The sequence below is a fragment of the Peribacillus sp. V2I11 genome, assembly GCF_030817135.1.
In the GTDB taxonomy this organism is placed as follows: domain Bacteria; phylum Bacillota; class Bacilli; order Bacillales; family DSM-1321; genus Peribacillus; species Peribacillus simplex.
Genome location: NZ_JAUSYW010000002.1, coordinates 403,883 through 422,322, shown reverse-complemented (window position 1 = coordinate 422,322; position 18,440 = coordinate 403,883). Strand labels below are relative to the sequence as shown.

The following is an 18,440-nucleotide window of genomic DNA, read 5'->3' as shown; positions in this document are numbered from 1 at the left end:
TCCAGTAATTCAGAGTTATTCATCCATAAAATGATGGAGAGAGTTTTGACTGAATACCAACAAGCAAGAAACGTTGGGGGTAAAGGTCACCCTTTGTCAGAGGTTGTTCGTATAAAAATGAAAGAAACTCTTTTTAAAGAGGCTGGATTGGATCCTAATATATATCATGTGGTTGGTTCAGTTGGAATAGGACTGTGGGCTGAGATTCCTTGGGTTTCTATTTTCATTAAAGATTTAACTATCTCGGCTACAAGAGGTTACTATATTGTTTACTTGTTTAATGCTGACGGTAGTGGTTTGTACGTTAGTTTGAATCAAGGATGGACGTATTTTAAGGAAAAGTATGGAACAAAGATAGGCAGAGAAAAAATTCGAGACACGGCTCGTATTGTTAGAGAAAACCTAAACACAATGCCACAAAATATGAACCTTTTGAGCATCGACTTAAAAGGTAGAGGTGATCTTGCTAGAGGATATGAACTAGGACATATTTGTGGTCGTTTTTATGACGCGGACAATCTATCAAGCTCGGAAGAAATTCTTAATGATTTACAAGGTTTACTTCTTACTTACAAAGAGGTAGAAGGCCTTATTGGTAATAGATCAATTGAACAGTTTAATGATTACATTTTGTTAAATGAAGATGGTCTATTTTTAGAAGATGAGGCCAGTGAAGAGGAATATCAGTTTGCAGTTCAGGAATCTGTAATTTCTAAAAAATCTGATGATATTCATGTAGAGGATCAAAAGAAAGAGCGTCCGGAACCCACAGTTAATAAGGGTGGTCGGAAGCAATGGACAAGAAATGCTGTATTGGCATCAAAGGCATTGATGTTTTCAAATTATACATGTGAAATTGAAGGATCTCACGAAACATTTATTTCTAAGTCTACAAACATGCCATATGTTGAATCGCATCATCTAATCCCAATGGCTAGGCAGAAGGATTTTCAATATGACTTGGATCAATTGGCAAATTTGATAAGCCTTTGCCCCTTGTGCCATCGTCTTATCCACTTAGGTACAGATGAAGAGAAGGAAAAACTGTTAAGAAAATTATTTGATCAGCGTAGAGGTCGATTAGAAACAATAGGTATAGAAATTACTTTTTCAGACTTAAAACGGGTCTATGGTATATCTACTAATGGAGGTGTGTAATGAAACAGTTACAGAATAAGGTTATAAAATTTAGAGATGAACGAGGATGGCAGAAATATCACACTCCAAAAGACTTGGCCATTTCTTTGTCGATAGAGGCAAGTGAACTCCTTGAAAACTTTCAATGGAAAAGTGATCAAGAAGCGATTGTTAAAAACATGGAAAATATAAAAGATGAAATGGCTGATGTTTTTATCTATTTGCTGATGTTAAGTAAGGAACTGAATGTTGATCTAGAAAAAGCTGTGGAAACAAAACTTCAGAAAAATGCCGGAAAATATCCAATAGAAAAAGCCTACGGGAGTAATAAGAAGTACAATGAGTTATAAAGTAGGTGAAAATACTAGGTCAGATGGTGAGGTGAATGCAATGATTATTTATATTAGTAATGCAGGGGAATTCAAAAATTCAGTAGAAACAAATAAAATTGCAGAAAAAATTGAAACTGCATTTAGAGAAAAAATGGGATACTCTGTTGGTCATTCAGAGAAAGCATCATGGAATAACTCTATGCAATTCATGGAAAGAATTATCAGGAATTCTGGTGTACCTGATGATTGTGGAATCTTTATTGAATTTAACATCCCAAATACAAGGATGAGAGTAGACTTTATGATTTCTGGCCACGATAAAATGGGTAACAAAAATTTTGTCATAATAGAACTAAAGCAATGGAGTTCGGCTAATTCAACTGATAAAAAAGATGTTATTACCTACGTTGGGGGTAGAAATAAACCGGTATCACATCCTTCATATCAAGCTTGGTCATATAAACAACACCTAATGAATTTAAATGAAGGAATACATTCAAACGGTTTAAATGGGTATTCTTGTGCTTATCTACACAACTATATTGAAAGAGAGTCTGAGCCACTTAATGAAGAACAGTATTGCGATTATCTTGAAGATTCTCCTATCTTTTTCTCAAACGATTATAACAAATTGCAGGAATATCTCTTTAAACTCGTAGGTAATGGGGAAGGGATGGAAATACTTCACACGATTGCAACTGGAAAAATAAAACCATCTCAAAAGTTAATTGACCATGTTGCTGGGTTATTTAAAGGTAATCAGGAGTTTATCCTATTAGACGAACAAAAAGTGGCCTATGAAACAATTATGAGTTTGGTTACTGAACAAGATTCCAAAAAAACAATAATTGTGAAGGGCGGACCAGGTACTGGAAAATCAGTTATCTCAATGAATTCCTTGGGAACGTTACTTAATAGAGGCTTTAATGCTAAATTTATAGCTCCTAATGCTTCATTCAGAGATGTAATAGTTGAAAGATTGATTAAAGAAAATCCAATGGATAGAGCACGTATAAAAGGGTTGTATTCCGGGTCAGGACAGTACTATAACTGTAAAATTGATTCTTTCGATGTACTAATTATTGATGAAGCGCACCGTTTAAAACAAAAAGGTGCCTTTCAATATAAAGGGGAAAATCAGGTTGAAGATATGATAAAAACTGCTAAAACTAGTATCTTCTTTATTGATGATACACAGAGGATCCGACCAGAAGATATTGGAACAGTAGCTGAAATTCAAAGAGTAGCAGAGCAATACGGTTCGGAAGTCCATGAAGTTGAGTTAGAAGCACAATTCAGATGCGCAGGAGCAGACGGATTTATTAATTGGGTCAAAGATGTACTACAGATAGAGAGAACAGGAAACTTTGACGGTTGGGATAAGGAAGCATTTGAATTTGAAATCTTTGATACACCTCAAGAGGTATATGAGAAGATCAAAGTAAAAAATGATGGAGGTTACAATGCAAGAATGCTTGCTGGTTATGCTTGGGATTGGACATCCGAAAAACAGGGCAATCGAAATGGTGAAGTAAGTGATGTGAAAATACCTGAATATAATTTCAGTATGCCTTGGAATGGTCGTTCTTTATCAACTACATGGGCTATAAAAACAGACGGTATAAATCAAATTGGTTGTGTCCATACTTCGCAGGGGCTTGAGTTTGATTATGTTGGTGTGATAATAGGTAATGACATAAAATTTGATACTTCCTCAACTTGTTTATACGCAGATTATTCTGAGTATAAGGATAAAATGGGGAAAAGGGGACTCAAAAATGATAACGAGAGGTTGACTGAGTTAGTTAGAAATGTTTATAAGACTTTATTATCCCGAGGAATGAAAGGTTGTTATGTATTTTGTCGAGATAAACAGTTAGAGCTATATTTGAAAGAAAGATTAGCTGTTGTTAGTAGTTCCTAAGGGAATCATTATGGTGGCCCCATAACTTTTTCGATTGATAATTTACAAAGATAATGGTCTTAATCATTCAATCTGTTGTTTTTTATTTTCTATTGTTGCTGCTAATGTCTGGTCTTCTTATGTCATAGGTTTCCAAAAACGTATTGAATAAGTACTCATGACCAACAGTTGTTCTTGCTTAGACCACTATGATTATTCTGTCAGTCATTCTCGGTTCTAAAAGGTTAATTGTTTCTATCTCAGCCTCTTCATTTTAAATTAGAAAAGCATCCATAAATGAAGTGAACCCAAAAAGTTAGACACTTTATTTAGTTAGGCAACCTTGAGGGCATGAACCCGGTAATCAACCGGGCTCATGCCTTTTAATTTCACCTTAATTCGTTGGTGATTGTAATAATAAATATAATCTTCTAGTTCTTGTTTGAAATGCTTCATGCTGTCGAACTTCTGTAAATAAAGCAATTCGGATTTTAATAAGCCAAAGAAGTTTTCCATGACAGCGTTGTCCAGACAATTTCCCTTCCGAGACATGCTTTGTGTAATCGCATGTGTCTTCAAGGTATGTCATTAACACCACATAAAGCACATTGTTTCGACTGTGTAAGTAGCTTTTGTTTAAACTTCGATTGTCCTATTCTAGCCTTTACAATTCTTTCTTTTTCCGTTTCTTCCAGGGTTTTATCTGCTTGTAATTTCGTCTCATGGCGTTGAATTTATTCAATGATATGTATATTCCTTTGGTTTAAATACCTCAAAGAAGTGCACTTTGACCCCATTTTTATGTGATTCAGCTAGTGTTTTACTGGACACCCGGATGCTTCTTTTTAATGTATTATTTTTAGGAATCAATTAGTTAACTTTGAAGCCTGGTAGCCAGTAGGGAAATTGGGAACAGGCTCCTTTTTACTATATTATTGTATTTAACTAAATTCACAAAACAAATAAGTTTAGTAACGATGTTACTAAACTTGTCGTGACATATTACTCAGTCGAGTTATAATGTAATTAAGTATTGAATAACTTTTTTATAAACAGGAAAACTTAGTAATGAATATACTAAGCGTATAGTAACTAAAAAAGAGGTGTTATTAATGAGTATAGAAAATACATTTTGGAAGTTCAATGATTTAAATAGGAATGATTTGAATCATTCTGAAATAAGAAAGGTGAATGCTTCAATATCTGCTTTAAAATATTTATGTAGTAAAAGAGAAAAGTTTAACTTACCATCTTCATGCTGTATTGAACATATTTTAAGGAGCCAGAATCATGTAAATGAAGTTTTAATTTCTACATTACAATTCATTGAAGATCATGTTGATTTTTTAAGTGGTGTATTTGAGCCTTATGACATGTTTAGAAAAATCAACAGCAATGTATTATTGAAATTTCTATTTGAACTTGAAAGTGTGCAAATAAAAGATGAAGAGTGGTCATCAATAACAAACTTCTTATTTGATTTTAATGAGGATTTTCGAACCCCCAGCTCATTAAACAATCTTGGTATTCGAATTTTAAATTTAAAGAGTGGGGAACTATATGATGGTGCGTTAGGTATCGGTGGTTCACATGTGGCTGCAAACCAATTTGCAAAAAGCGAAGGTTTAGACCTCCATCTATATGGTCAAGAAATAAATAAGGAAATATGGTCCTTAGCTAAATTAAATTTGCTAATTAATGAGGTTGATAATGTAGAGGTTGCATTAGGTGACACATTGCTTAACCCTCAGTTTATTAAAAGCGATACACTTAAGAAATTTGATTATGTGTATATGAACTATCCATTTGGAATGAAATTAATTAGACATGAATTTCTTGAATATGATCCATATAATAGATTTGTTTATGGGCCAGTGCTAAAGAGTAGCGGTGATTCAGCGTTTATACAGCATGCTTTAACATCTTTAAATAATGAAGGAAGAGGAGTGTTAGTTGTCACGAATGGTGTGCTTTTTAGATCTACTGAACAAACCCTTCGTAGAAACTTATTATCATCGGATTTAATTGAAGCGGTAATTGCACTTCCAGAGAATTTATTAGGGTATACAGCAATTCAAACGAACCTTCTGGTGCTTAACAAGAAAAAACCAAAAGAACGAAAAAATAAAGTTCTATTTATAAATGCTGTTAATGAATTTGGAGAAGAAAGAAAAAAGCGGGTTTTAACGACACAAAATATAAAGAAAATAAGTGAAGTCTTCTTTAAAGGAAATGAAGTTGATAAGTTTAGTAAGTTTGTTAATATATCGCAAATTGATGATGCAAATTTATTATGTGGTCGATATCTAGAGAATGATGAAATTATAACAGATGATTTTGGTAAAGTAATCGTTAATCGACAACAACTTGAAAACCTCTCTAATTTACAAGCATTAGGAAATATAGCAAAGGTATACAGAGGGATTAATCTAACTCCGAAGCAAATTGAAGAAGGAAAAGGGAGTAGTAAAATTATTAAATTAAGTGATGTTGAAAATGGAATTGTTCATGCTGAAGAGATTATTCCTTCTAATATTACAATACAAAAAAGCATAGAAGACTATATAGTAGAAGAGGGAGATATTATTATATCTAGTCGAGGAGCAAATATAAAAGTTGCTATTGTTCCTAAACATACTGGGACACTAATATTATCCCAAAATTTTCTTGGTATACGTGTTGGTAAGGAAACAGATGCTCATTACTTAAAAGCCTTCCTTGAAAGTCCTGTAGGACAATTTTTAATTACAGGAATTCAATCTGGAACTAGTATTAAAAACATAAATGCCAAAGATCTTAAGGAAATAAAAATACCTTTCCATACCAAAGAAGAGCAGAAAAGAATTGGAGAAGAGTACCAAATATCTGATTACAACTATTTAGAAACACTAAAAAAAGCTAAAGAAGAAAAATTAGAAATATTATTAAAGGTTTATCAAGATATGGGTATAAATCAAACAATGGAATTGAAAAGAACAAAATTATAAAAAGTTGACTATAATTTTTTGATGAAATAGTAAATAATATGAGGCTTCTAATGAGAGGCCTCGAATAAAGGTAAGTTTTTATTGACATAAAACTTAGTAAACCTTATACTAAATCTTAGATAAAAAAATACTAATTATTTTGTAATGATATTAATTTCAACTACAGATGATTTATTAAAGAAAACCAATAGAAATGAGCTAATTTTTTTATAACCTTAGATTTAGTAACACAAATACTAAGTTTTTAGTAAATTAAACAGGAAGATGGAATGTGCTATGTTAACAAATTATGGTTATGAACGTCAGGATGAAATTTCACGTTACATCGAAGAGAACTAAAATGCATTTGTTGGAACGGAATCACACCGTATATTGAATAAGATTGTGGAACTTTCTAAATACGAAATTCCAATAGAAATGTTACTAAAATCATTTGCATTATTAATAGCCTATGGATATCAAAACTTTCAACAGTTTAGAATACGTGTGTTTTGGGAATATAAAGGGAAAATTTCAAAAAACTGCTATCCTTAGATTAAGTACATATTTGGAGGGAAATTAAGTATAGAGAGGGAGGGAGTGATTATATGAGTTATATTGCTCATATCCGTGAAAGCGACAATCGGATACAAACAGTTGAAGAGCATTTACTAGAAGTAAAAGATTTAGCAGAATCCTACGGAGAAAAGATTGACGTAAAACATTTAACTGGGTTAGCTGGCATGCTCCATGACATAGGCAAATATACCAATGAGTTTAGAGAATACATAGTAGAAGCAGTAAATAATCCTACCGCCCCACCTAAAAGAGGAAGTGTTGATCATTCAACTGCAGGAGGCAAACTTTTATACAACCTCTTCCATACAGAGAATATCACTCGTTACAAAGGGATAGTAGCCGAAATCGTAGGAAATGCTATTATTTCTCACCATGCATATCTACAAGATTTTTTAAATCCAGATTTAGAATCAAATTATTTACATAGAGTTCGGGATAAGCAATTGGCTGAATTTAATCTGACAAAGCAAGAATTTTTTGAGCATGTCATAAGTGAGACAAGATTTCATGAATATGTTGAAAAGGCTGCCCTAGAACTAGAACACTTCTTAACGAAAGAATATTCAGAAAATAAAGAAAATGAATTAATGTTCTTAACTAAATTTATCTTTAGTGCATTAATTGATGCTGATCGAACAAATACACGATTATTCGAAGAAAAAAAGGAAATCGAATCTGGAATTCAGCCAGAAAAATTATTTAATACATATTACCAGAGGCTTTTGTCAAAAATCAATTCATTCAAAAAACAGGAAAATGCAAATACTCCCATTAATCTTCTAAGAGCAGAGATGTCCCATCAGTGTGATCAATTTGCCGAGAAACCGTCAGGAATCTATACATTATCCATCCCCACTGGTGGCGGGAAAACATTAGCTAGTCTAAGATACGCACTTAAACATGCTAACCTTCATAACAAAAAAAGAATTATCTATATTGTCCCTTATACAACGATCATTGAGCAAAACGCAGAAGAAGTACGAAAAGTATTGGGGGATGATGCTCAAATATTAGAGCATCACTCAAATGTAGTAGAAGATGCAGAGGATCATGATGAAAATCAGGATGGCATGATGAATGTGCAGCAAAAATTAAAACTGGCTAAAGATAATTGGGATTCCCCTATTATCTTTACAACAATGGTACAGTTTTTAAATGTGTTTTTTGCTAAAGGAAGCCGAAATATCAGAAGACTCCATAACTTAGCCGAGTCAGTCATTATTTTTGACGAGGTTCAAAAAGTTCCCGTTTCTTCCGTGTCTTTGTTTAATCAAACATTAAACTTTTTAAAAATGCATGGTCATTCTAGTATCATCCTCTGCACGGCAACTCAACCGGCGTTGGACTTTGTAGAACAAAAACTGGAAATCAATGCAAATGCTGAAATGATTGAAGACTTAGAAGGTGTAATCGAAGCTTTTAAACGGGTAGAAATCATAGATAGAGCAACGAATGAAATTTTTAACAATGAAAAAATTTGTGATCTTATTGACGAGAAAATGAATGAAATTAAGAGTATTTTAGTCATTTTAAATACTAAAACGGTTGTAAGGAACTTATATAACCTTTTAAAAGAGAAAGATAACGGTATTCCTATTTTTCATTTAAGCACATCGATGTGTGCTGCGCATAGGAATAGGATTCTTTCTGAAGTCACGCAGCATCTTAAAGAGGGAAATAAGATTATTTGTATCAGTACTCAACTTATTGAGGCTGGGGTTGATGTCAGTTTTGATTGTGTGATTCGTTCATTGGCAGGATTGGATTCCGTCGCACAAGCTGCTGGAAGATGTAATCGTCATGGAGAAAAGGACATCCAAAATGTTTATGTAATCGATCATGGTGATGAAAAATTAGATCGTCTAAGAGAGATTAAAGAAGGTAAGCAGGTGTCAAAAAAAATTCTCATTGATCTTAGGAAGGATCAAACAAGCCATGGTGGCCATGTGTTATCTAAACAAGCGATGGAAAGGTATTTCAAAGAGTATTACACAGCATTTGAAACAGATTTGAATTACTTTATACCAAAATTAAAAAAGAACATGACAGAATTATTGATGGCATCAAAACATGAAAATAGTTACTTAGAAGCCTATTCTCGCAAAGAGAAAAAAGGCATTCCATTATTTCTAACAAATAGTTATAAAACGGCGGCTGATCATTTTCATGTGATTAATGAAATAACTACTTCAGTTATTGTGTCGTACGAGGATGGTGAAGATATTATTACTGAATTAAACGGTAATGGAACAATAGAAGATCTTACTAGATTACTACGGAAAGCCCAGCAGTATACAATTAACCTGTATCAATATGAATTAGATCTATTAGCAGAAAATGATGGAATAGTGAGTTTTCTGGATGGGAAGATTTTAGCTTTGAAGAAGGGGGCGTATAACACAGAATTTGGCCTGAATCTTACAAATGATAGTAAGCTAGGTGAAATCATATTTTAAAAACTTATCTTTTTTAACCTAGGTTTTTAAATAATATTATATTTTTCAATCCACACTTTCGTCTAATTAGCTGGTATATTATGTAACTATAGCTATATATCAAAAAAAGAGGGTGATTATAATGAGAAACTCGATTGAATTTGAGGTTTATGGTAATTATGCTTTATTCACGGACCCCTTGACGAAAATGGGGGGAGAAAAACTTTCTTATCAAGTACCCACTTATCAGGCGCTTAAAGGAATTGTTGAATCAATCTACTGGAAGCCCACTTTGCTAATGGTAGTTGATGATATACGGATTTTAAAACCAATACGTATGGAATCAAAAGGGATTCGCCCCAGTGAATATGGTGGAGGAAATACACTAGCCAATTACACCTATTTAAAAGATGTAAGGTATCAGGTTAGAGCTCATTTTGTATTTAATCTTCATCGACCAGAATTGGCTTTTGACCGTAACGAAAATAAGCATCACAACATATTAAAACGCGCTCTAAATGCTGGAGGACGAAGAGATATTTTCCTAGGAACTAGAGAATGCCAAGCCTATGTTGAACCATGTGTATTTGGTGAAGGGGAAGGATTTTATGATAATTATGGAGACATCCATTTAGGTACCATGGTTCATGGAATTAATTATCCGGATGAAACAGCTAGGAATCAAATGGAAGTGCGATTATGGAATCCAGTGATGAAGGACGGCCTTATTCAGTTTATTAGGCCGGAAGAATGCATACAAGTACGTGTAATATCGGATATGGAATCGAAGCATTTCGATGATAGGAATGTAGAATCCGCTGATAACCTGTTCAACCAATTAGAAAGAGGGAGGTGAATAAATGAGTTGGTTATTAAATTTATTAGAAATATATGAATCTAATTTGGACCGCGTTGGTGTAATTGAAAAAAAGTATAACGATAAAGAATATACGCTGTTACCTATATCCTCATACTACTCAAAATGCCCATATAGAAGTGGAAATCACCGAAGATGGCGAATTTCATTCAGCTACTGTTATTGAAAAAAGTGATGCTAGCACATTAATTCCATGTACGGAAGATTCAGCAAACAGAGCTGGCTCAAAAATTGCCCCGTATCCTCTCCATGATAAATTAAGCTATGTAGCTGGCGACTTTGTTACATATGGCGGGAAAATAAAAAAAGAAGAACCATTTGCTTCCTATATAAAGCAATTGAAAGAGTGGGAACAATCAGCATATAGTCACCCTAAAGTGAAGAGCATCTATACTTATTTGAGAAAGAAGCGTTTAATTAAAGACTTAATAAAAGAACATATTCTGTATGTGGATGCACATAATCACTTAATTGATGTATGGAGTGATAAGTATGAGCCATTATATGGCGCAAAGCCACCCATTTTTTCCGCAGTTAACTCGGGGCAAGAAAGTGCATTTGTTCGGTTTAATGTTCGTTCTCCGGATCGTATTTTAAAGAAGGTTTGGAAAGATCAAGAAATGTTTGAATCTTTTATTCATTTTTATAAAGATTTATTAAGTGAAGAAGATTTATGCTTTGTAACTGGGAAAATCGGCCCGAGGACGGACAAACACGCTAATAAAATAAGAAATGCCGCAGATAAAGCAAAATTAATATCTGCGAATGATACGAGTGGTTTTACATTTAGAGGACGTTTTAAAAAAAGCGACGAAGTAGCTAGTATCAGTTATGAAGTATCCCAAAAAGCCCATAACGCTCTGAAATGGTTAATTAATCGTCAAGGCAAAATCGTTGATCAGCGTGTATTCCTTGTGTGGGGGAATGAAGAAATTACTATACCTGATACAACGCTGGATACCTTTTCTATTTCACCTTTGCCAATTGGAAAAAAAGAAAGAATATCCTTCACCCACCAAGAGTTTGCCAATGAAGTGGCTAAAGCTTTAGACGGGTATAGGAATAATTTAACTTCTAATGAAAACGTCAATGTACTTATTCTTGATTCAGCAACCACTGGCCGATTGGCAGTGCTTTATTATAGAAACATGAACAAGGAACTGTATTTGGATCGGCTGAAGAAATGGCATTCTACATGTGCATGGCTTCACCGCTACCGAAAAGATAATAATGAACAATATATTCAATTTTACGGAGCGCCAGCTACAAAGGACATTGCATTTGCAGCTTACGGTCCAAAGGTGAATGAAAAAGTCGTCAAAGGATTAATGGAGCGCATGCTTTCTTGCGTTATCGATGATAGAAAAATCCCGTTAGATATTGTAAAAAGTGCTTATCAACGTGCTTCTAACCCTGTGTCTATGGATAACTGGGAATGGGAAAAAACACTCAGCATTACTTGTGCACTATTAAATAAACAGGAGGGATGCCAAGTGGCTTTAGATACAGAAAATATGAACCGTGATTATTTATTTGGCAGGTTATTAGCTATTGCGGATGTGATGGAAAGAAGAGCTTTAGGTTCAGGCGAAATGCGAGCTAGTAACGCACTTCGTTATATGAATGCTTTTTCTAAACATCCCGAAAGAACGTGGAAAACCATTCAGGATAGTCTTCAACCTTATCAAGCCCGGCTTGGAACAAAAGGATTATATTTATCCAAGTTAATAGATGAGGTGGCTTCTAGTATTTCATTTGAGGATTTTAATAATAAACCTTTATCAGGTAAATATTTATTAGGTTTTTATAGTCAACGACACGACTTATATCAGTAGAAAGAAAATAATGATGCCTTAGAAGTATCTAACTAAAAGGGGATATTAACATGACAATTCTAGACCATAAAATTGATTTTGCTGTTGTTTTATCAGTAACAAAAGCCAATCCAAATGGGGATCCATTAAACGGCAATCGTCCAAGACAAAATTATGATGGTTATGGGGAGATTTCCGATGTGTCAATTAAAAGAAAAATAAGAAATCGTTTGCAAGACTTGGGTGAATCTATATTTGTTCAATCTAATGATCGAAAAGTCGATGCTTTTAAAAGTTTAAGAGAGCGTGCGGAGTCTAACGCGGAACTAGATAAAGTATTAAAATCGAAAGAAAGTGCAAATGATACGTTTGCAATGATAGCTTGTCAAGAATGGATGGATGTCCGGAGCTTCGGTCAAGTTTTTGCATTTAAAGCAGTAGGAAAAGGATCTAGTGTTTCCGTTGGTGTAAGAGGGCCTGTGTCTATCCATACTGCTACAAGTGTTGACCCAATCGATATTACGAGCATGCAAATTACGAAAAGTGTTAATTCTGAGCCTGGAAAGGAAAAAGGTTCAGACACCATGGGAATGAAACATCGTGTAGATTTTGGAGTTTATGTTTTTTACGGAAGTATTAACACACAGTTAGCTGAAAAAACTGGTTTTACAAATGAGGACGCGGAAAAAATTAAACAAGCACTAGTTACATTGTTTGAAAATGATACATCAGCTGCTAGGCCGGATGGTAGCATGGAAGTTCATAAGGTTTACTGGTGGGAGCATAATTCAAAATTGGGCCAATATTCTTCCGCTAAAGTACATCGGTTACTAGACGTTCAACATAATGTAGAAGAGCCGAAAACGTTTGACGATTATACCATTACTTTGAATGTACTAGAGGGTTTAAAAGTTGAGGAAATTGACGGTTTATAATGGAAGAAGATAATTATCTTATGTTGTCTGGTCTTCAGCATTTTCAATTTTGTAAACGCCAGTGGGCTTTAATTCATGTGGAACAGCAATGGGAAGAAAACGTTAGAACGATTGAAGGACAGCATCTCCATCGTAAGGCGGATAATCCATTTATTAGGGAGAAAAGAGGTAATAAACTTATTGTTCGCGCAATGCCTGTTAAGTCAAATGAACTTAAAATTACAGGTGTTTGTGATGTGGTAGAGTTCATTGAAGATGAAAATGGCGTTGAAATAAATGGAGCTGAGGGAAAATACATCGCTTATCCTGTCGAATATAAACGAGGGAAACTGAAAGTAAACGATGCGGACATTTTACAATTAACAGCCCAAGCTATGTGTTTAGAGGAAATGTTACTTTGTGATATTGATATAGGTTATATATTTTATAATGAGATAAAACACAGAACTGAAGTACCGCTACCGCTAGATACTAAAAATAAAGTAAAGGATATTGTCGCAGAAATGCATGATCATTATAAGCGCAGGCATACGCCTAAAGTAAAAACAGGAGCTTTTTGCAAAAACTGTTCCCTTCAGAATATTTGCTTACCAAAACTAATGAATAAATGGTCAGTAAAAAGTTATATTGAAGGGAAGATCCATGAATGAAAAAACTTCTTAATACTTTATTCATAACTCAGCCTGATGTTTATTTATCGTTAGACGGTGATAATATTGTTCTTCTTAAGAATCAGGAAAAGTTGGGTAGGTTGCCACTACATAACTTAGAATCCATCGTTTCCTTTGGTTATACAGGCACAAGCCCAGCACTGATGGGTTATTGTGCCGAAAGAAATATTTCATTAGTATTTTTAACATTGAGCGGGCGATTTCTGGCGAGAGTTGTCGGGAAAAGTAAGGGGAATGTAGTTTTAAGGAAGAAACAATACCGTGTATCAGATGATGAAGTAATGTCAGCAAAAATTGCCCGTAATTTTATTGTTGGGAAGCTTTATAACAATAAATGGATAATTGAAAGAATGACAAGGGATTATCCATTACGAGTGGACGTGGCTCAATTTAAAGAAGTTTCACAACATTTATCATCTATCATTCTTGAAGTAAGAAAGTGCGAGGATTTAGAAAGGTTAAGAGGTTTGGAAGGACAAGCGGCAGTCAGTTACAATAAACAGTTTAATCAAATGATTTTACAACAAAAAGAGGATTTCTATTTTAATATGCGTTCTCGGAGACCACCGTTAGATAGCGTGAACGCAATGCTATCATTTGCGTATACGTTATTAGCAAATGATATGGCATCTGCCTTAGAGGGTGTTGGACTTGATGCATATGTTGGTTTTTTGCACCGTGATCGACCTGGTAGAGCATCTTTAGCCTTAGACATCATGGAAGAACTGCGAGGTGTTTACGCAGATAAGTTTATTTTGACATTAATCAATAAAAAAATCGTAAATAAGGAGGACTTTCAAAAAAAGGAAAATGGAGCTGTTATCATGACAGATGGAGCTAGGAAGAAATTTTTATCGGCCTGGCAAAATAAAAAGCAAGAAAAGATTACACATCCATATCTAGGTGAAAAAATACCTTGGGGATTAGTACCACATGTACAAGCTTTATTATTGGCTCGTTATTTACGTAATGATTTAGATGAGTACCCACCATTTTTGTGGAAGTAGGTGTAACATTTGTTAGTATTGATTACGTATGATGTAAGTACCATTAGTAGTGGCGGACAAAAGAGACTGCGGAAAGTTTCAAAAATATGTCAAAATTATGGTCAACGAGTTCAGAATTCAGTATTTGAATGTATTGTAGATGCAACTCAATTAGCCACTTTAAAAATAAAACTGGCTAATATTATTGAGGAAGAACATGATAGTCTAAGATTTTATCAGTTAGGCAACAATTATAAGTCTAAGGTAGAACATATTGGTGTTAAAGAATCAGTTGATTTAGATAGTCCTTTAATTTTTTAGTGCGAATGTAAAGCACACATCTATTTTCAGATACATTCGCACCTTTATTTTCATGTTTTACTGGTCAACTTTATGAAATTCTAAATTGAGTTCGTTATTTAATAAAGATAATAGCGTATTTTTGAGTGGAATAACCCATTTTTTCGTTGTTTTAATCAAAAATCGCCGTCGCATCCTTCATGGATGCGTGGATTGAAATCTCATTGCTGTAAGCCATTAAATACAAGACAACTGTCGCATCCTTCATGGATGCGTGGATTGAAATAAAGGAATTTATAATGACTTCTTCATCAACAATGTCGCATCCTTCATGGATGCGTGGATTGAAATATTGAAACAACCTCCTTTTTAGTCTGTTTTTTAGGTCGCATCCTTCATGGATGCGTGGATTGAAATCGTATCAAAAGACCTAGAAGTCGTAATCCCGTCGTCGCATCCTTCATGGATGCGTGGATTGAAATCTCAATCAAAACAAATTCGTCCTCATGGACCCCAGGTCGCATCCTTCATGGATGCGTGGATTGAAATCTCAAGAATTTTCAAGGATTTTTGTTTATATGTTGTCGCATCCTTCATGGATGCGTGGATTGAAATTCCAAAGGTATTGGAGAGTGTTCAAAACGCGTATGTCGCATCCTTCATGGATGCGTGGATTGAAATATACTTGGACAGATACAGGCGAAATTGAAGTTAAGTCGCATCCTTCATGGATGCGTGGATTGAAATCTCAAAAGTTTGATCCTGTCGCAAAACTCTTTTAGTCGCATCCTTCATGGATGCGTGGATTGAAATAACGAAACCTTTACGTATAAAGGAGTAAAGAATAGTCGCATCCTTCATGGATGCGTGGATTGAAATTTTAAAGTCACGGAGAATGTAACTGCATCGTCCATAGGTCGCATCCTTCATGGATGCGTGGATTGAAATCGATAAACATCATGTATGCCTCTGTATCGGTGTGTCGCATCCTTCATGGATGCGTGGATTGAAATCTAACTATTTGCTCGACTTTAACTTCCTTATCATGTCGCATCCTTCATGGATGCGTGGATTGAAATTAAAAATATATACACGTATGATGCAGTGATCGAAGGTCGCATCCTTCATGTATGCGTGGATTGAAATATACGCATCGATTTCCTCTTTGATGGAATCGATAGTCGCATCCTTCATGGATGCGTGGATTGAAATAGCAATAACAATACCCAAGTCGATTGTTGTGCTCGTCGCATCCTTCATGGATGCGTGGATTGAAATAGCCGAAACCCTGGATACTTTTCAAAAGTATAAAAGTCGCATCCTTCATGGATGCGTGGATTGAAATAAAACCCCCGTTTTGAAGCTGCCTAGTGGCGAGCGGTCGCATCCTTCATGGATGCGTGGATTGAAATAATTCAACTTCCAGGGCGACGGCCCCTTGCGTTAAGTCGCATCCTTCATGGATGCGTGGATTGAAATATAGTAATATTCTATGTTATCTGCATTGTCTTTTAGTCGCATCCTTCATGGGTGCGTGGATTGAAATAAAAACACCTACAAAATGTTTGACGCCTACTTGAGTCGCATCCTTCATGGATGCGTGGATTGAAATAGCTTTCACTATTCTAAGTCCTACATTTAATGCAGTCGCATCCTTCATGGATGCGTGGATTGAAATCGCATAGCCGACTTTTATCGCCAACTCGTTTAAAAGTCGCATCCTTCATGGATGCGTGGATTGAAATGATATAAGGGGAACCAAATTCCCAGTACCAATCCGTCGCATCCTTCATGGATGCGTGGATTGAAATATGGAGCCGAAAGTCAAGAAGGCACTCATGAAAGTCGCATCCTTCATGGATGCGTGGATTGAAATTCCAAAGCAATCAAGAAATTAGGCGGTCAAGTGGTCGCATCCTTCATGGATGCCTGGATTGAAATATATAAAACCCGGAAACTTCACTTTCAGGCGGCGTCGCATCCTTCATGGATGCGTGGATTGAAATGGAGATACCTACCGTGTTTTAAGTGCTGCCTCAAGTCGCATCCTTCATGGATGCGTGGATCGAAATAATAGAGATAGTGGGGCCTTTGTTATTGATTGGGGCTCATCCTTTCATGGATGCATAGATTGGAATAAATGATTAATTAACATAATATGGTTTATCGGACTTTTGCAAAGTGCTAGTCTTAGCAATAGTTACAGGACGATGGAAGTATTGCATGATGTAGTGAAGGCTGGGAAGGCAAGGTATATTAATAAAATTCTATAAATTAAGGAATTTCTAAATCTTTATCAAGTCGAGCCAGATACGTTATTAAAGGATATTTGGTTTAGAAAAAGGTCTTTATTAATGGATGGAAACTCCGTTAGAACCTTATTTCAGCTCGAACCAGTAGGACATTATTCCATTAGGGAATAATGTCTCTTTATTTTGGACTCAGCTCATCGGAATTTGTTTTAGTTAACTTATATTTTGAAAGTAAAGTCAAAGCGCCTTGTTTTTTGTTTCTAAAATAGAAAAAACCCATATTTAAATTTATGGAATTAGATGCTATTGTTATTATGGAATCATTTGAGGTGGTTGTTATGTCAGAGTTCAGAGATTATTTAGGGTCGTTTATTCGGTTGTATAGATAGTCGAAGGGTTTAACTTTAAGAGAATTAGCTGATTATTTAGACGTTCCTTTTACGTCCCTTTAAAAAATGGAGAGTGGAGACCAGAGGATAGATAGTGAATTCTTAGTAAAGCTAGCTGACTATTTTGGAGTATCAATTGTTACTATGCTTAGTCGTTCATTGGACGAAGCGGAAAAGGATGCTCATCAAAGAGAGAATAAACCTGGAATCCGAGAGGCACTAAAGTATATTCTTGATAATTATCAAGGTGCCAGATCTGAAATATTTAAGAACCATGTACGGAATGTTATTAAGAAAATGATTATAGAAGAGGCAGACTTGGATGAGAAGTTTCTTTATAGTGGGTTCAGTTGGACAAGGTCAGTGCTGAAATTCCATGGATTTCAATATTTATTAAAGACATCATTACAACAGCTACAATGGGATAAACCCCTGCTATGACTGGTGTTGAGCATCCTCCTAACTTTTTACAATATGCAGTACCCGCGCAATAATAGAGTAGGGGCTTTAAAGGATCTTTTTTATTACACAATTTCTCTAGTTTACATAACGTTTATTACAGGTAGTTAGCTATCATTTATTTTGCCTTACCAAGTGACAAAAGCATAGATGGTTTTTATGTTTTCATTTTTACACACATACTAAAAAAGAGAAGACTAGAAAAATCTTCTCTTTTTTCATTTAGTCCTTTTCAAGATAGTTTGTTCTTCTCTCTCCCAGACCAAGTTGAGTCATCAGCAAATGGATGTCTCCTGACTGCTCCACTAAGTTCGTCCCATAGGTATGCCTTAGTTTGTGTGGGGACCTAGATTTATTGGACTTAAATGCCTTAGCCATAACAGCTTTACCTAAATTGCTTTACTG

At 35.0% G+C, this 18,440-nt stretch carries 11 protein-coding genes, 2 pseudogenes and 1 CRISPR repeat array; of the genes and pseudogenes, 12 read left to right on the top strand and 1 reads right to left on the bottom strand.

The window, feature by feature from the left end; all coding sequences use genetic code 11:
- The first annotated feature begins 33 nt into the window (after positions 1–33).
- From QFZ73_RS28690 to QFZ73_RS28680, 3 genes are read left to right on the top strand one after another with little or no spacing between them, the layout of a single operon-like run.
- Positions 34–1,158 (top strand): MrcB family domain-containing protein, encoded by a 1,125-nt coding sequence (locus QFZ73_RS28690; protein WP_307274275.1) that lies wholly within the window; start codon positions 34–36, stop codon positions 1,156–1,158.
- Positions 1,158–1,487 (top strand): nucleotide pyrophosphohydrolase, encoded by a 330-nt coding sequence (locus QFZ73_RS28685; RefSeq protein ID WP_148359065.1) that lies wholly within the window; start codon positions 1,158–1,160, stop codon positions 1,485–1,487. Before QFZ73_RS28690 ends, QFZ73_RS28685 begins: the two co-directional genes overlap by 1 nt.
- Positions 1,477–3,393, top strand: a complete 1,917-nt coding sequence (locus QFZ73_RS28680) for a DUF2075 domain-containing protein (RefSeq protein WP_307274195.1) — start codon at positions 1,477–1,479, stop codon at positions 3,391–3,393. The genes QFZ73_RS28685 and QFZ73_RS28680 overlap by 11 nt, the downstream gene beginning before the upstream one ends.
- Before the next feature lie 312 nt (positions 3,394–3,705).
- Here the strand turns inward: QFZ73_RS28680 and QFZ73_RS28675 are convergent.
- Positions 3,706–3,951: pseudogene (locus tag QFZ73_RS28675) on the bottom strand (IS3 family transposase); the annotation flags it as partial.
- A 533-nt stretch (positions 3,952–4,484) separates the two neighbouring features.
- Between QFZ73_RS28675 and QFZ73_RS28670 the strand changes: the two are divergent.
- From QFZ73_RS28670 to QFZ73_RS28630, 9 genes and pseudogenes are all read left to right on the top strand, one after another.
- A complete protein-coding gene (locus QFZ73_RS28670) occupies positions 4,485–6,359 on the top strand; it encodes an N-6 DNA methylase (RefSeq protein WP_307274192.1) in 1,875 nt (624 codons plus the stop codon).
- Between the two features lie 587 nt (positions 6,360–6,946).
- Positions 6,947–9,373: a CRISPR-associated helicase Cas3' gene (gene cas3 / locus QFZ73_RS28665; RefSeq protein WP_307274189.1), complete on the top strand. Its 2,427-nt coding sequence runs from the start codon at positions 6,947–6,949 to the stop codon at positions 9,371–9,373.
- Positions 9,374–9,494: 121 nt separating this feature from the next.
- Positions 9,495–10,208 (top strand): type I-C CRISPR-associated protein Cas5c, encoded by a 714-nt coding sequence (gene cas5c / locus QFZ73_RS28660; RefSeq protein ID WP_307274187.1) that lies wholly within the window; start codon positions 9,495–9,497, stop codon positions 10,206–10,208.
- A 4-nt stretch (positions 10,209–10,212) separates the two neighbouring features.
- Positions 10,213–12,064, top strand: a pseudogene (gene cas8c / locus QFZ73_RS28655) (type I-C CRISPR-associated protein Cas8c/Csd1).
- A gap of 50 nt (positions 12,065–12,114) precedes the next feature.
- Positions 12,115–12,978 (top strand): type I-C CRISPR-associated protein Cas7/Csd2, encoded by an 864-nt coding sequence (gene cas7c / locus QFZ73_RS28650; protein ID WP_307274184.1) that lies wholly within the window; start codon positions 12,115–12,117, stop codon positions 12,976–12,978.
- Complete coding sequence (cas4, locus tag QFZ73_RS28645) at positions 12,978–13,628, top strand: CRISPR-associated protein Cas4 (RefSeq protein WP_307274181.1); 651 nt, start codon at positions 12,978–12,980, stop codon at positions 13,626–13,628. Before cas7c ends, cas4 begins: the two co-directional genes overlap by 1 nt.
- Positions 13,625–14,656: a type I-C CRISPR-associated endonuclease Cas1c gene (gene cas1c, locus QFZ73_RS28640; RefSeq protein WP_307274178.1), complete on the top strand. Its 1,032-nt coding sequence runs from the start codon at positions 13,625–13,627 to the stop codon at positions 14,654–14,656. Before cas4 ends, cas1c begins: the two co-directional genes overlap by 4 nt.
- Before the next feature lie 9 nt (positions 14,657–14,665).
- Positions 14,666–14,956, top strand: a complete 291-nt coding sequence (gene cas2, locus QFZ73_RS28635) for a CRISPR-associated endonuclease Cas2 (RefSeq protein ID WP_307274174.1) — start codon at positions 14,666–14,668, stop codon at positions 14,954–14,956.
- 167 nt (positions 14,957–15,123) lie between these two features.
- Positions 15,124–17,007: a CRISPR direct-repeat array (repeat unit 32 nt; unit sequence GTCGCATCCTTCATGGATGCGTGGATTGAAAT).
- Positions 17,008–17,720: 713 nt separating this feature from the next.
- Positions 17,721–18,017, top strand: coding sequence for a hypothetical protein (locus tag QFZ73_RS28630; protein ID WP_307274170.1), 297 nt, complete (start codon positions 17,721–17,723; stop codon positions 18,015–18,017).
- Positions 18,018–18,440 lie beyond the last annotated feature (423 nt).

Coding starts and splice junctions, on each gene's coding strand:
- QFZ73_RS28690 (WP_307274275.1), top strand. CDS start 34: ATGGAGAGAGTTTTGACTGAATACCAACAAGCAAGAAACGTTGGGGGT.
- QFZ73_RS28685 (WP_148359065.1), top strand. CDS start 1,158: ATGAAACAGTTACAGAATAAGGTTATAAAATTTAGAGATGAACGAGGA.
- QFZ73_RS28680 (WP_307274195.1), top strand. CDS start 1,477: ATGAGTTATAAAGTAGGTGAAAATACTAGGTCAGATGGTGAGGTGAAT.
- QFZ73_RS28670 (WP_307274192.1), top strand. CDS start 4,485: ATGAGTATAGAAAATACATTTTGGAAGTTCAATGATTTAAATAGGAAT.
- cas3 (WP_307274189.1), top strand. CDS start 6,947: ATGAGTTATATTGCTCATATCCGTGAAAGCGACAATCGGATACAAACA.
- cas5c (WP_307274187.1), top strand. CDS start 9,495: ATGAGAAACTCGATTGAATTTGAGGTTTATGGTAATTATGCTTTATTC.
- cas7c (WP_307274184.1), top strand. CDS start 12,115: ATGACAATTCTAGACCATAAAATTGATTTTGCTGTTGTTTTATCAGTA.
- cas4 (WP_307274181.1), top strand. CDS start 12,978: ATGGAAGAAGATAATTATCTTATGTTGTCTGGTCTTCAGCATTTTCAA.
- cas1c (WP_307274178.1), top strand. CDS start 13,625: ATGAAAAAACTTCTTAATACTTTATTCATAACTCAGCCTGATGTTTAT.
- QFZ73_RS28630 (WP_307274170.1), top strand. CDS start 17,721: ATGCTTAGTCGTTCATTGGACGAAGCGGAAAAGGATGCTCATCAAAGA.